15 protein-coding genes are annotated in these 13,732 nt (G+C 41.1%); 12 read left to right on the forward strand and 3 right to left on the reverse strand.

Translation table 11 applies throughout. The features are described from left to right. The first annotated feature begins 5 nt into the window (after positions 1-5). The 3 genes from BGO42_RS16130 to BGO42_RS16140 all read left to right on the forward strand — a co-directional run bounded on the left by BGO42_RS16130 (position 6) and on the right by BGO42_RS16140 (position 3,799). A complete protein-coding gene (locus tag BGO42_RS16130) occupies positions 6-845 on the forward strand; it encodes an ABC transporter permease (RefSeq protein WP_177735566.1) in 840 nt (279 codons plus the stop codon). A gap of 16 nt (positions 846-861) precedes the next feature. Then, complete coding sequence (locus BGO42_RS16135) at positions 862-3,186, forward strand: T9SS type B sorting domain-containing protein (RefSeq protein ID WP_273243657.1); 2,325 nt, start codon at positions 862-864, stop codon at positions 3,184-3,186. A 61-nt stretch (positions 3,187-3,247) separates the two neighbouring features. Next, complete coding sequence (locus BGO42_RS16140) at positions 3,248-3,799, forward strand: GNAT family N-acetyltransferase (RefSeq protein ID WP_273243659.1); 552 nt, start codon at positions 3,248-3,250, stop codon at positions 3,797-3,799. 54 nt (positions 3,800-3,853) lie between these two features. On the opposite strand, the gene BGO42_RS16145 is transcribed toward BGO42_RS16140, so the two are convergent. Continuing rightward, a complete protein-coding gene (locus BGO42_RS16145) occupies positions 3,854-5,374 on the reverse strand; it encodes a S8 family peptidase (RefSeq protein ID WP_177735572.1) in 1,521 nt (506 codons plus the stop codon). 179 nt (positions 5,375-5,553) lie between these two features. Between BGO42_RS16145 and BGO42_RS16150 the strand changes: the two genes are divergently transcribed. Both BGO42_RS16150 and BGO42_RS16155 read left to right on the forward strand, forming a co-directional pair. Beyond that, positions 5,554-5,712, forward strand: coding sequence for a hypothetical protein (locus BGO42_RS16150; RefSeq protein ID WP_273243661.1), 159 nt, complete (start codon positions 5,554-5,556; stop codon positions 5,710-5,712). 18 nt (positions 5,713-5,730) lie between these two features. Next, positions 5,731-6,036: a phosphoglycerate mutase family protein gene (locus BGO42_RS16155; RefSeq protein WP_273244129.1), complete on the forward strand. Its 306-nt coding sequence runs from the start codon at positions 5,731-5,733 to the stop codon at positions 6,034-6,036. 63 nt (positions 6,037-6,099) lie between these two features. Here BGO42_RS16155 and BGO42_RS16160 read toward each other — a convergent pair whose 3' ends face one another. Beyond that, a complete protein-coding gene (locus BGO42_RS16160; RefSeq protein ID WP_273243663.1) occupies positions 6,100-6,789 on the reverse strand; it encodes an OmpW/AlkL family protein in 690 nt (229 codons plus the stop codon). 150 nt (positions 6,790-6,939) lie between these two features. Here BGO42_RS16160 and smpB point away from each other — a divergent pair, with 150 nt between their 5' ends. Both smpB and BGO42_RS16170 read left to right on the forward strand, forming a co-directional pair. Next, positions 6,940-7,392, forward strand: a complete 453-nt coding sequence (gene smpB, locus BGO42_RS16165) for an SsrA-binding protein SmpB (protein WP_177735578.1) — start codon at positions 6,940-6,942, stop codon at positions 7,390-7,392. A gap of 67 nt (positions 7,393-7,459) precedes the next feature. After that, positions 7,460-8,512, forward strand: a complete 1,053-nt coding sequence (locus BGO42_RS16170; protein WP_273243666.1) for a Fic family protein — start codon at positions 7,460-7,462, stop codon at positions 8,510-8,512. 34 nt (positions 8,513-8,546) lie between these two features. On the opposite strand, the gene BGO42_RS16175 is transcribed toward BGO42_RS16170, so the two are convergent. Then, positions 8,547-9,188 (reverse strand): protein-L-isoaspartate(D-aspartate) O-methyltransferase, encoded by a 642-nt coding sequence (locus BGO42_RS16175; RefSeq protein WP_177735582.1) that lies wholly within the window; start codon positions 9,186-9,188, stop codon positions 8,547-8,549. 168 nt (positions 9,189-9,356) lie between these two features. On the opposite strand from BGO42_RS16175, the gene BGO42_RS16180 reads away from it, so the two are divergent. From BGO42_RS16180 to BGO42_RS16200, 5 genes are all read left to right on the forward strand, one after another. Beyond that, complete coding sequence (locus tag BGO42_RS16180) at positions 9,357-10,322, forward strand: Gfo/Idh/MocA family protein (protein WP_177735584.1); 966 nt, start codon at positions 9,357-9,359, stop codon at positions 10,320-10,322. Between the two features lie 11 nt (positions 10,323-10,333). Next, positions 10,334-10,846 carry a mechanosensitive ion channel family protein gene (locus tag BGO42_RS16185; RefSeq protein WP_177735586.1) on the forward strand — a complete coding sequence of 171 codons (513 nt, stop codon included), beginning with the start codon at positions 10,334-10,336 and terminating at the stop codon, positions 10,844-10,846. A gap of 1 nt (position 10,847) precedes the next feature. Next, entirely contained in the window at positions 10,848-11,735 is an 888-nt protein-coding gene (locus BGO42_RS16190) for a 3-hydroxyacyl-CoA dehydrogenase family protein (RefSeq protein ID WP_273243670.1), read from the forward strand. A 71-nt stretch (positions 11,736-11,806) separates the two neighbouring features. After that, the gene (locus tag BGO42_RS16195) at positions 11,807-13,027 is read left to right on the forward strand and encodes a DUF1015 domain-containing protein (RefSeq protein ID WP_273243672.1); all 1,221 of its coding nucleotides are present in this window, start codon (positions 11,807-11,809) and stop codon (positions 13,025-13,027) included. 31 nt (positions 13,028-13,058) lie between these two features. After that, complete coding sequence (locus BGO42_RS16200; RefSeq protein WP_273243674.1) at positions 13,059-13,718, forward strand: YggS family pyridoxal phosphate-dependent enzyme; 660 nt, start codon at positions 13,059-13,061, stop codon at positions 13,716-13,718. The last annotated feature ends 14 nt before the right edge of the window (positions 13,719-13,732 follow it).

The raw sequence follows: 13,732 nt of genomic DNA on the forward strand, positions 1-13,732 counted from the left end.
ACATTATGAAACGTCTTTTAGATATCGAACTTCAAAAACTATGGAAAAATAAAGCCAGCAGGGTTTTAATATTGTGCTACTTTATTCTGCTTTCCTTTATAGCCCTGATTGCTACGATAAAATTTGAATTTGGGAATTTCAAATTGCATATTGCCGAACAGGGTATTTTTAATTTCCCTTATATCTGGCACTTCAACACCTGGATTGCCTCCATTTTAAAGCTGTTTTTAGCTATTGTAATCGTTTCCATGATGGCAAACGAATACAGCTACGGTACGTTAAAACAAAACCTCATCGATGGTTTAAGCAAAAAAGAATTCATCAAATCCAAATTCCTGACCGTACTGCTTTTTGCTTTCGGCTCGACTGTTTTTGTGTTTGTACTGTCGCTTATTTTGGGATACAGCTATTCTTCCTACAATGAGTTTAGCATTGTTTTTTCAGACATGGAATATCTTTTTGCCTACTTCATCCGGCTGACCGCTTTCTTTTCTTTCTGTTTATTCTTAGGAATACTGGTAAAACGTTCCGCTTTTGCCTTGGGTTTCCTGCTGGTTTGGAGCATCATCGAATCCATAGCGATCGGGTTAATGCGATGGCAAATCTTTAAGGGTACCGATATTTACGAAAAAGTAAGCCGTTTTTTCCCGTTGGAATCCATGAGCAACCTGATCAAAGAACCGTTTACCAGGCTTTCCGTAATCAACCAGTTAGGAGCAACAATAAGCGGGGCAAATCTTGAAAAAGACTATAGCGTGCAAATCGGCGACATTATCATTGTGATTACCTGGACCGTTATTTTTATGTTAATGTCCTATAAAATTCTGAAAAAACGAGATTTATAGTATCTTTGCGGTTACTATGCATGTATATATAAACCGCTACTTAACAGCACTTTTACTGTTGTTTTCAACAACAATTTTTGCTCAATATATTCAGGTAACTGAAAATTACACAGACGACCAGTTAGTCCGGGACAAGCTTTTTAACAGTTCTTGTGCCCAGGTATCCAATATTTCCATAAACGGTTACACGTTTAATGACGGAAAAAAAAGTTACGGCTATTTCCAGGGAGTCAATGGTTTCCCGTTCAATGACGGTATTATCATTACTACCGGAAAAGCAGTTTCGGCTGTTGGCCCTAATGCTTCTATTCTGAGCGAAGGGCCTTCCGGTTGGGCAGGTGATCAGGATCTGGAGCAGGCTATTGGCGAAAACAACACGATTAATGCTACGGTATTGGAGTTTGATTTTATTCCGATTTCCAATAAAATGAGTTTCGACTATGTTTTTGCATCCGAACAGTATTTAACCAGCCCGAGTCCGAATCAATGTAATTATTCCGATGGTTTTGCTTTCCTGTTAAAAGAAACCGGAGCCCAGCAATACCAGAACTTAGCAGTTGTACCGGGTACGAGTATTCCGGTAAAAGTAACCACCGTTCGCGGTCCCGGAACCATTTGCCCGGAAGCCAATGCCCAGTATTTTGGCGGCTTCAACCAGGTGCAGAGTCCTACTAACTACAACGGCCAGACAGCAACCCTAAGAGCGGAAGCAACCGTAATTCCCGGAAACACCTATCACATCAAGCTTGTAATAGCCGATCAGGGAAATCAATACTATGACTCGGCTATCTTCCTGAAAGGCGGTAGTTTTAATATTGAAACCGATTTGGGTCCGGATCGCTTAATCGCAACCGGAAATCCGGTTTGTCACGGCGAAAATGTCACTATAGATGCAACCCAAACCGGAGTAAACGCTTACCAGTGGTATACCGTTCAGAATAATGTTGCAACCATCATTCCCGGAGCAACCAACCCTACTTATACCGTAACGCAGCCGGGAACATACCGCGTGGAAACTGCCATTACAACAGCAGGTGGCAACTGTACTTCCAGCAGCCAGATTGTCATTGAATATACCGACCCGTTAACCCCGAATAATGCCACTTTAATACAATGTGACGATGCTACCCAGAACGGTATCACAAAATTCAATTTAACGCTTGCCGATAACGATATTAAAAGCACTATTGCTGCGGGAACAACCACATCCATAAATTATTACCCTACGCTTCAGGATGCCCAGAATTTAACCGGGTTAATTGCTAATCCTACGGCATATCAGAACACTACAGCCAACACCGACACGGTTACAGCACGAATTATCAGCCAGTATAACTGTGTGGCTTATGCCACTGTAACGCTACAGGTAGCGAACAATACAATTGCAACCTTACCGCCACAAAAACAATGTGATAACGATGGTACCCTGGATGGTAGAACCGCTTTCGACCTGAATGCCATAACGCCATTATTTACAGGATTACCGGCTGGTGCCAATGTTCAGTATTTTGCAACCATAGACAATGCCTTGTCTGTTACCAGCCCGTTAAGCTCCCCATACATCAATACCACTCCGAATCAGCAGGTTATTTATGCCCGGGTGGTTAACGGTTCCGACTGTTACGGTATTTCACCGGTAACCTTAGTTGTAAACAGTTTTAACGGTGCCAATATTCAGAATGAAACCAAAACCATCTGTCCGGGCGGTACCGTAATACTAAGCGCTCCGGCAGGATTTACATACGAATGGAATACAAATCCGGTAAAAACTACCCAGACAATCACGGTAGACCAGGCAGGAAGTTATGCCGTTAAAATCACCAATGCCGACGGTTGCAGTGTTACCAAGACCTTTACCGTGGCGGCCTCTGCTCCGGCAACGATACTTTCAATAACGGTAAATGACTTTAATTTCAACCAGAATTCGGCAACAGTTAACTACCAGGGACCGGGTTCTTATGAATTTTCATTAGATAATGCTACTTTCCAGAGTTCGCCTACATTTACCAATCTTGAACCCGGAGAATATATCGTATATATAAAAGACGCCAAAGGATGTGCTACCGTAAGCAAAACATTCTTTGTTTTAGACTATCCCCGTTTCTTCACACCCAATGGTGATGGTTATAACGACGTATGGCGAATTCCGTACCTGAGCCGGTATCCGAATGCCAAAGTGGCTATTTTTGACCGCTACGGCAAGCTGTTGTATTTCTTTAAAGGCGGCGGCGGCTGGAATGGAGTGTATAACGGACAGGATCTTCCTTCGACCGATTACTGGTTTACAATTACATTCGATACCGGAAGGGTTGTTAAAGGACATTTTTCGATGTTACGCTAAAAAAATTGTCCAAACGAGCCTGTTTTTTACTAATTTTAGTTCCAATTTAAATTCGTTTAATATGCTCGATTTGAACTTTTCCCCTTTCCCGATACTGGAAACGGAACGATTACGATTGCGACAAATCACAGAACAAGATGGCCAGGAGATGTTCCTGCTTCGTTCCAACCCGGAAACCATGCAATATATCCCCCGGGAATTGCCTAAAAATATTGATGATGCCATTGCGCATATTCAATATATGGAAGAACTGCGGCTAACCAACGAATGTTTGAACTGGGCCATTACGCTAAAAGGCGAGGATAAAGTTATCGGCCTGATCGGATACTTCCGCCCGCAGCCGGAAAATTACAGAGCAGAAATAGGTTATATGCTTTCACCGGATCATCAGCGAAAAGGGATCATTCAGGAAGCCTTGACAAAAGCAATTACCTATGGCTTTGACGACTTGAAACTGCATTCCATTATTGCCATTACCGATACGGAAAACGATGCCTCCTGGAAACTGCTTGAAAAGAACAACTTTATAAGAGAAGGTCATTTCAGGGAAGACACTTATTGGAACGGACGTTTTTCAGACAGTTATATTTATGCATTACGCAATAAATCATAAACAAAAAACCATCATAAGTATATGATGGTTTTTTTATGGATATTGTTTCTTTTGTTATTGTACCGCTAACTGTGCATTGATATTACCATAGCCGAAATTAGCATTTTTAGTTGGATAGAAACTGGAAGACTGTTTCATTTTATTCAGTACCTGATCTCTTGTCCAGCCCGGGTTTTTAGCCCAGACCAAAGCCGCAATACCCGCTGTAGTTGCTGTTGCTACCGAAGAACCGCCCACATAATTGGCCTGGTTGTTATAATAGCTCAATACCGGAACATTGTTGTTTGTTCCTGTTCGTTCCATTACAATGGTAAAATCGATTTTACCACCTTTATGACACACATCACACTCCTGAACCGTTTGCCCTTCTTTCACTCCCGTTACCGCAACTGCTTCATTCATGGAAGCCGGGAAAATAACGCCTGCAAAATTGGTAAAACTCGTGGAAGTTCCTCCGGCACAGAAAATAAGTTTGCCTTTGCCATAGGCATATTTCACACCGTCTTCAATTTTTCCAATGGAAATAATATGCCCCATAGACATGGAAATGATTTTCACATTACTGTTATTGCCTAACGCTGTAAAGGCTAATTTCACGCCTTCCTGCTCATGATAACCGTCCAGGACCACATTCGATGCCGCGCGGTACACGATCAGGCTGGAATTATAGGCTACACCCACCGGTAAACCGCTGTTGTTTCTGGGTGCTGTGGCAACAGAGGCCATACTGGTTCCGTGACCACACTGATCGTCCGGACCGTCAAATCCGGTAGACCATGGCCAAACTGAATCCACATAAACGCCAAAACGCTGTACTGTTCTTCCGGAAGAATAGCCGGTATTAAAGCTGCTGCCCATTAAAGTCTGCTGTGGCGACAATCCGGTATCCACCACACCAATGGTAACACCGCTTCCGGTACTGTAACTCCAGGCACCCGGAATATTGTGTTTGTAAAAATTCCACGGCACTCTTGCATTGGGAGCAATCGTAGTATAATCGGCTGTAGCGATCGTAGCCGAAGCAAATCCGCATCCGGAACTGGAACTCACTTCCGCGCCATAAACCGGACGTTCCTGTGCCGCATCAAAATAACGGTAATTCGCCGGTTCGATATAGCGTATATTCGCTTCTTTTAATAAAGCCTCCAGTGTTTCTCTTTTTTTGATAACCACATCAATCTGGTTCAGATCGGCATCTTCTTTAATAATTGTTTCCCGCTCCGAACGTTTTTCAGAGTCCAGAATAATATTTTTTAAACGTGTTTTGATCTCTTTTCCTTTTTTGGAGGTCTGTCCGACGAAATCATCGGCATTTTCGCCAAAACCAATGGTAACCATATTATCACCTCTGATTATAGCACTCCACAATAACTGATAGCCGCCATCTTTCCAGTGGAAGCTTCCTTTGGTACTGCTGATGGCATCAATCCGGGAATTGATCACTGCCCTTGACAGCGTGTCTTTTTGAAAGGTTAGCAAACTTTCGTCCTGTGCTGTAGAACTGGTTTCGTCTCTGGAACAGGCGGTAAAAATGATCATGCCTAATAAAGCTAACTTAAAATAGTTTTTTTTCATTATTCATTAGATTTAAGGGTTACATTCTCTAAAAATAACAATAATTTTAACACAAACATTATTGAAATGTAACAATTTTTACCAAAAAAGTATTTTAATCCAATAAAAGCTCGCGCTTTGTGAGGTTTCAACAGGCGGCACTCCTAAAATAATGCTACCTTTAACCAAAATTCGAAACCATGAAAAAATTATTCCTTTTTCTTGTATTATGCATCGTTCAGACCGGTTTTTCGCAGGATAATCCCACGACCTACTTTTTGATCCGGCATGCCGAAAAGGTCGATAATTCCAAAGATCCGGATTTATCGGAAGCCGGCAGGGAAAGAGCATTGGCCTAGCGTGCTATTTTTTCGAACATTCCGTTTAACGCCGTGTACAGTTCTGATTTTAAACGAACCAGACAGACGGCCGCACCAACGGCCGAAAAGAACAAAACAGCGATTCAGATATACAACCACAAGAACGTGGACATTGAAAAGTTTAAACAGGAAACAAAAGGTAAAACCGTTTTGGTTGTCGGCCACAGCAATTCCATACCCAATTTTGTAAACCTGCTGATCGGGGAGCAAAAATATACGGAAATTGACGAAACCATTTTTGGCAACCTCTATATGGTAACCCTGTTAAACGGTAAAGTAACACATTCCCTTCTGAAATTATAAAAAAAAGAAGACTGCCGTATGGCAGTCTTCTTGATCAAAAAACCAACTATTATATCCCGGATATTAGAACTTCATTCCAACCCCTAATCCCAATATCCAAGGATTAATTTTTACATCTGCCGGAATACTCAGCCCTGGTGCCAGGTTTGAAGCATCAACCGTTACGTCCGTTTTCAGGAACAAACGTTTTACATCGGCATTTATGAAGAAAGTATCATTCAGCATCAAGTCAAAACCAGCCTGAACCGCATACCCTAATGCATTATCATATTTTACATCTTTTACAGTATTTCCTTCTTTTACATCATAGAAGAACGTATAGTTCAATCCTGCTCCTACATAAGGTTTGAATACTTTTTCGCCCAATGGGAAAAAGTGATACTGAACAGTCAAAGTAGGTGGCAGTAAACGAACAGAACCCAAATCGACATCTGCTTTAGTCGGACCGCCAACAGCTGAAATATCCGAACCTACCGTATGTACGTCGTGTTTTGTAGTTCCTAAAATCAATTCTACAGCAATATTTTTAGTAAAGAAATATGAGAAATCCAGTTCCGGAACGATCGTATTGGAAAGCGAAACATCCCCTCCGATAATACCAATATCTGCACTTTCATTTGGCACTACTCCGATACCTCTAAGTCTAACCTGCCATTTTTTAAAATCTTGCTGTGTGTTTTCTTTTTCCTGTGCCTGCATAAAGTTTACACCAAGAAAAGTAAAGATAATTGCTAAAAAAGTTATTTTTTTCATTTCAGTGATTGTTTAATATTTACAAGACAAAATTAGCCCCATTGAATCCAATAAAAACTGACAAAAATCATAGTATAAAAATTATTTTCGAATGGAATTAAAACTTTAAAATTTTCCTGATTCGCTTTTTGTTCTTACATTTGCCATCCTATGCTAAAAACAGTCAACATACTTAATAAAAGAGCGAAATTCGACTACGAAATACTCGAAAAGTATACCGCCGGTATTGTATTAACCGGGACTGAGATCAAGTCTATTCGTTTGGGAAAAGCTTCTATTGCCGAAAGTTTCTGTGAATTTCACGGTCATGAACTTTTTGTGATCAATTCCCATATTGAAGAATACCTTTATGGCACGCACTACAACCACAAAGCAAAAAGCGAGCGCAAACTGTTATTAAACCGGAAAGAACTGAAAAGTCTTTTAAAAAGTATGCAGAATAAAGGGCTTACCATTATTCCGCTGCGTCTTTTTACCAACGAAAAAGGACTGGCCAAATTAGACATTGCCCTTTGCCGCGGTAAGAAAAACTTTGACAAGCGCGAAACGATAAAAGACCGCGACAACAAGCGTGACTTAGACCGTATTAAAAAAGTACACTAAATTTTACCGGAAAAGCTATTTCTAAATTGATATTTTATGACTAAAATTGTCATGAAATTCAACAACCATGAAAACACTTCTCAAAAACGCACGGGAACAAAAAGGCCTCAAAACACGGGAAGTGGCACAATTGCTTCATATTGACCAGGCTTTGATTAGTAAATTCGAAAACGGCCTGCGCAAACCAACACGGGAACAGCTCTCCAAACTGGCTGCCTTACTGGAAATCGATTTTGAAACCCTGCTGGTAGCATGGCTGAAAGAAAAGATCCTCTACGAGATCGGACAGGACGAATATGCCCTGAAAGCCATTCAGCTTGCCGAAGAAGAGATCAAATTCAATGCTTTCCAAAAAGCCTACCCCATTTCGGCACGGCTTCAGCTTTTACTGAATGAAATTGACAATCTGAAAGAAAAAGCAGACCGGTTCCGGCAATTTGAAACGGAAAAAGTTACCCGCATACTGGAACTGGAATACACCTTTGAAAGCAATCAGCTGGAAGGCAACACCCTTTCGCTGGACGAAACAAGTGCAGTTCTTTTCCAGGGCCTCACCATAGCCGGAAAAAGCATGCGTGAACACCTGGAAACCATCAACCATCAGGAAGCCATCCGCCATTTAAAACAGCTTGTTGAACGAAACGGCGCCCTGTCTGAAAAAGATCTTTTCTCGCTCCACAATATGATTATCAGGGGTATTCATCCGGAAGCATCCGGAAAATACCGTACCGAAGTGCTGAACACGCCGGAAAGCGCCTATATTCCTCCGGCACCGGCATTGATTCAGAAACAAATCGCCGATAGTTTTATGTGGTATGAAACCAATAAAAACAAACTGCATCCGGTGGTATTAGCCGCCAAAATGCTGGAGCAGCTGCTTTCCATCCAGCCATTCCTTAACGGAAACGGAAAAGTAGCCCGTTTGTTCATGAACTTCATTTTACTGCAAAACGGTTTTGTAGTTGCCAATATTAAAGGCAATCCGGAATACCGTATGCTGTTTGCTAAAATATGCGAAACGGCAGCGCTTACCAAAGACAAAGAACCTTTACTGGTGTTTATTGCCCTGGCCGAAAAAGAAAGCCTGGAACGCTACCTGAACGTACTGGTACAAAATTAAAACGCCCGATACTTAATCGGGCGTTTTCTATATTTTAGTTTTTATCTTCCAGTAAAGGCACGAAACGGAAATCGCCGAATTCGTGTTTTTCAAACTGTGTTTCATTTTTGCGGATCAGCAGCGTCATGACCTGAACGTCTTCGCCCAAAGGAATTACCAGCCTTCCGCCTATTTTTAACTGTGCCATTAAAGGCTGCGGAATAAACGGCGCTCCGGCAGTTACGATAATACTGTCAAAAGGTGCAAAATTAGGCAGTCCTTTATAGCCGTCGCCAAACGACAAATGTTTCGGACGCATTCCCAGTTTCGGCAGCAATAACGAAGTGGTTTTAAACAGTTCGTTCTGACGCTCCACGCTGAACACTTTGGCACCCATCGTACACAAAACAGCCGTCTGATAGCCGGAACCGGTACCGATCTCCAATACCTTATCGTCTTTTTTCACCTGTAATAATTCCGACTGAAAAGCTACCGTATAGGGCTGCGAAATCGTCTGCCCGGCACCAATCGGGAAAGCTTTGTCCTGATAGGCAAAATCTTCAAAACTGGAGTTTAAAAATAAGTGTCTCGGAATTTTCTTGATGGCATCCAATACGTTTCTGTCCGTGATACCTTTCTGTTGTAAAACGGTTACTAACTGATTACGAAGTCCTTGATGTTTGGCAGTATCTTTCAATTTTATGGCAATTAATTATCGGTAAAAATAGCAAACAAATTTACAATTTGAAATCCATCATCTGAAATTATTAACAGCCTATTTCGCTTTAAAAAATCATCCAACTTTTGAATTTGAAATATAAGATTTTAAATCTAAATGGTTTATTTTTGTTGAAAATAGATAATCATGCTAAAAGTTGGCGTATTGGGTGCCGGTCACCTTGGAAAAATACATTTGCGATTACTCAATCAATCTGAAAAATACGAATTAATAGGATTCTATGACCCGAATGCCGAGAATGCTGAAAAAGTGGCTCAGGAATTTGGTTATACAAAATTCGACTCTATAACTGCTTTAATCAACGCTGTCGATGTAGTCGATATCGTTACGCCTACCCTTTCCCACTTTGAATGTGCCAAAGAAGCCATTGAAAACGGGAAGCATGTTTTCCTGGAAAAACCCATTGCAAACACCGTGGAAGAAGCCAATGAAATCATTGTACTGGCAAACAAATACCAGGTAAAAGGTCAGGTAGGTCATGTGGAACGCTTTAATCCGGCTTTTAAAGCGGTTAAAGATAAAATCGAAAATCCGATGTTTATCGAAACCCACCGTTTAGCCGAATTTAACCCGCGCGGTACGGATGTTCCGGTGGTGCTGGATTTAATGATCCACGATATCGATGCTATTTTAAGCGTCGTGAAATCGAAGGTAAAAAACATCAGTGCGAGCGGTGTATCGGTAATTAGTGATTCTCCGGATATTGCCAATGCCCGTATTGAATTTGAAAACGGCTGTGTGGCCAATGTCACTTCCAGTCGTATCTCGATGAAAAACATGCGTAAAGCCCGTTTTTTCCAGAAAGATGCCTATATCTCTGTGGATTACCTGGACAAAGTATGTGAAGTGGTAAAAATGAAAGATGCACCGGAAATTCCGGGTGATTTCGATATGATTTTACAAAATGCAGAAGGAGTTAAAAAACAAATCTATTACGACAATCCGTCTGTAGTACAAAACAATGCTATTTTAGACGAATTGGAAACATTTGCCGATGCCATCAACAACAATACAACACCAATTGTAACGTTGGAAGACGGAACGGAAGCTTTGCGTGTAGCCCACCAGATTATCAACTGTTTTGGTAACTAAGCTAGCAGGACATGATCGATACAGTATTATCCGATACGGAAACCCTGATTCGGTTCGCTATAATTTGCGGAGCGACCCTGCTTTTTTCGTATTTTTTCAATTTGTATCTGAAAAGACTCATCCTTAAAAAATCCGGCATTATCGATAATGATCCTACCAATTATGTTTTTTTCAAACATTTTGCAACGGCGGTCATCTATCTTTTCGGTTTCGGATGGGCTTTACTAACACTGCCAATTGCCAAAACATACGGTCATTCATTACTTGCCGGAGCAGGTGTAACCACCCTGATTGCCGGTTTTGCCTCACAGCAGGCTCTGAGTAATATTGTAGGCGGAATTTTCATACTGATTTTCAAACCGTTCCGGGTAAACGATTATATTGAATTTCAGGGAAAATCCGGACGGGTTATGGAAGTCAACCTTCACGATACCATTATTCAGGATGATGCCGGCAATACAATAGTAATCCCGAACACATTACTATCCAACGGAATAATAACAAACATTAAAAAACAACCATAAAATGAAAAACATAGCTGTAATCGGAGCCGGAACAATGGGTAACGGAATTGCGCATACTTTTGCACAAAGCGGTTTTAAAGTATTATTAATTGATATTTCTGAAAAATCTTTAGAAAAAGGAATGGCAACAATCGTTGGGAATTTAGACCGAATGATTGCAAAAGGAACCATTACCGAAGCCGATAAAAAAGCAACAATTGAAAACATCATTACCTATACCGACATTGCAGACGGAGTGGTAAATGCTGATTTAGTGGTAGAAGCGGCTACAGAAAATGTAACTTTAAAGCTAAACATCTTCAAACAACTGAGTGAAGTTTGCGGTGAAAACACCATTTTAGCGTCCAATACTTCTTCTATTTCCATTACACAAATCGCTTCTGTGGTTAAAAATCCGGAGCGTGTAATCGGTATGCACTTTATGAACCCGGTGCCTATCATGAAACTGGTAGAAATCATCCGTGGTTACAACACTACAGACGAAGTGACCAAAACCATTATGGATTTATCGGTAGCTTTAGGAAAAACACCGGTTGAAGTAAACGATTATCCGGGATTTGTAGCCAACAGAATTTTAATGCCGATGATTAACGAATCCATCGAAACCTTATACAACGGTGTGGCCGGCGTACAGGAAATCGACACCGTTATGAAATTGGGAATGGCACACCCTATGGGACCATTACAATTAGCAGATTTTATCGGTCTGGATGTTTGTCTTTCAATCTTAAACGTAATGTACGACGGATTCAAAAATCCTAAATATGCCCCATGTCCTTTATTGGTAAACATGGTAATGGCAGGAAAATTAGGTGTGAAATCCGGAGAAGGATTCTATGACTATTCGGAAAGCAAAAAAGCAGAGAAAGTAGCGAAAATGTTCGCATAATCACAACGATACACTATTGACAATTGGTATCCGGCAGGTTATCAATTGTCAATTTTTAATTTAAACACAAAATGGCGATAATAAAACCTTTTAAAGCAGTTCATCCCACAGCAGACAAAGTAAGCCTGGTTACTTCCCGCTCCTACGACGATTATGGGGCTGCGGAACTGGCGGCTTACCTGGAATTCAATCCGTTTTCTTTTTTGCATATCCTGAATCCGGCTTATGTGAACCAGCAAAAGATCGGATTTGACAAACGCTTTAAAATGGTCGCCCATAAATATGCCGATTTTAAAAAAGAAGGCATTTTGGTTCAGGAAGAAACAGCTGTATTGTATGTTTACCGGATTGAAACCAAAAACCACATTTTTACCGGAATCCTGGCCGGAACCTCGGTAGAAGATTACCAGCAAAATCATATCCGCAAACACGAAGACACGCTGCAATACCGCGTGGATCTGTTTAAGGATTACCTGCATCAGACCGGATTCAATACCGAACCCGTTTTGATGACCTATCAGGACAATTCCGTTTTAAACGAATGGATAACGTCCAAAACCGCAGAACGTCCTTTACTGGAGTTCTCAACAACCAACAAGGAAAAACACACCCTTTGGAAAATTGCAGATGAAAAGGAGATTCAATGGCTGCAGGAGCAATTCGCGACGGTTGGCGATTTTTATATCGCAGACGGCCACCACCGCTCTGCCTCTGCCGAGTTATTATACGAACAGGACAAAGATTCTGGCAATGAAAACCTGAATTACTTTATGAGTTATTTAATTGCCGACAGTAATGTAAAAATATACGAATACAACCGCCTGATCCGCGATTTGAACGGTTATACCAAAGAGGATTTTATTAAAAAATTAGCCGACAATTTTGTCATCAAAAGCAAGAAACAGGAATTATGGAAACCCAAGCACAAATTTGAGTTTGGTATGTATCTTGATGGGGAGTTTTATACCCTGAAACTAAAGGAAGAAAACTTTACCTTTGATAATGCTCTTGCCGGACTGGATGCCCAGATTTTATATACAACGGTTTTACAGCCGATTTTAGGGATTGACGATTTGCGTACCGACGACCGTATTGCCTACATTGCCGGAAGTAAATCAATCACCAACATTAAAGAAATGGTAGACAGCGGCGAATTTGAAATTGGTTTTATGCTGTTTCCTACCAATATTTCGGAAATCAAGGATCTGGCCGATGCCAATCTGATCATGCCGCCAAAAAGCACCTATATTGAACCCAAGTTCAGGAGCGGACTGGTTGTTTATGAGATATAACGATTCTTTGTAAATTATAATGTTACAGCAAATGACAATAAAAGAAAACCTACTCGCTATAAAAAATTCGCTTCCGGAACCGGTTACCCTGGTAGCGGTTTCGAAAACCAAACCGGTATCGGATCTGATGGAAGCCTATGAAGCCGGGCAGCGCATTTTCGGGGAAAACAAGATCCAGGAAATGACGGAAAAATGGGAACAGCTGCCAAAAGATATTCAATGGCACATGATTGGTCACGTACAGTCCAACAAAGTCAAGTATATGGCTTCTTATGTGACCCTTGTTCACGGAGTAGACAGCTTGAAATTATTACAGGAAATCAACAAACAGGCCAAGAAACACGACCGTGTTATCGACTGCCTGCTGCAAATATATATCGCTGAGGAAGAAAGCAAATTCGGACTGGATGTAAACGAGTTAAACGAGTTGCTGCAGTCGGAAACATTTAAGGAATTACAGCACATTCGCGTGATCGGATTAATGGGAATGGCCACTTTTACCGACAGCGAAGCACAAATAAAAAAGGAGTTTCAAAATTTAAAAGCTATTTTTGACAGCACAAAAAGAATTACCGCTGCCAATTTTGATCTATCGGTATTGTCCATGGGAATGTCCGGCGACTATAAAATCGCCATTGCCTGCGGAAGCACCATGGTTCGGATAGGAAGCAGTATCTTTGGAACGCGATAATAGAAAACGTTATA

Source organism: Flavobacterium sp. 40-81 (assembly GCF_001898245.1).
GTDB lineage: Bacteria > Bacteroidota > Bacteroidia > Flavobacteriales > Flavobacteriaceae > Flavobacterium > Flavobacterium inviolabile.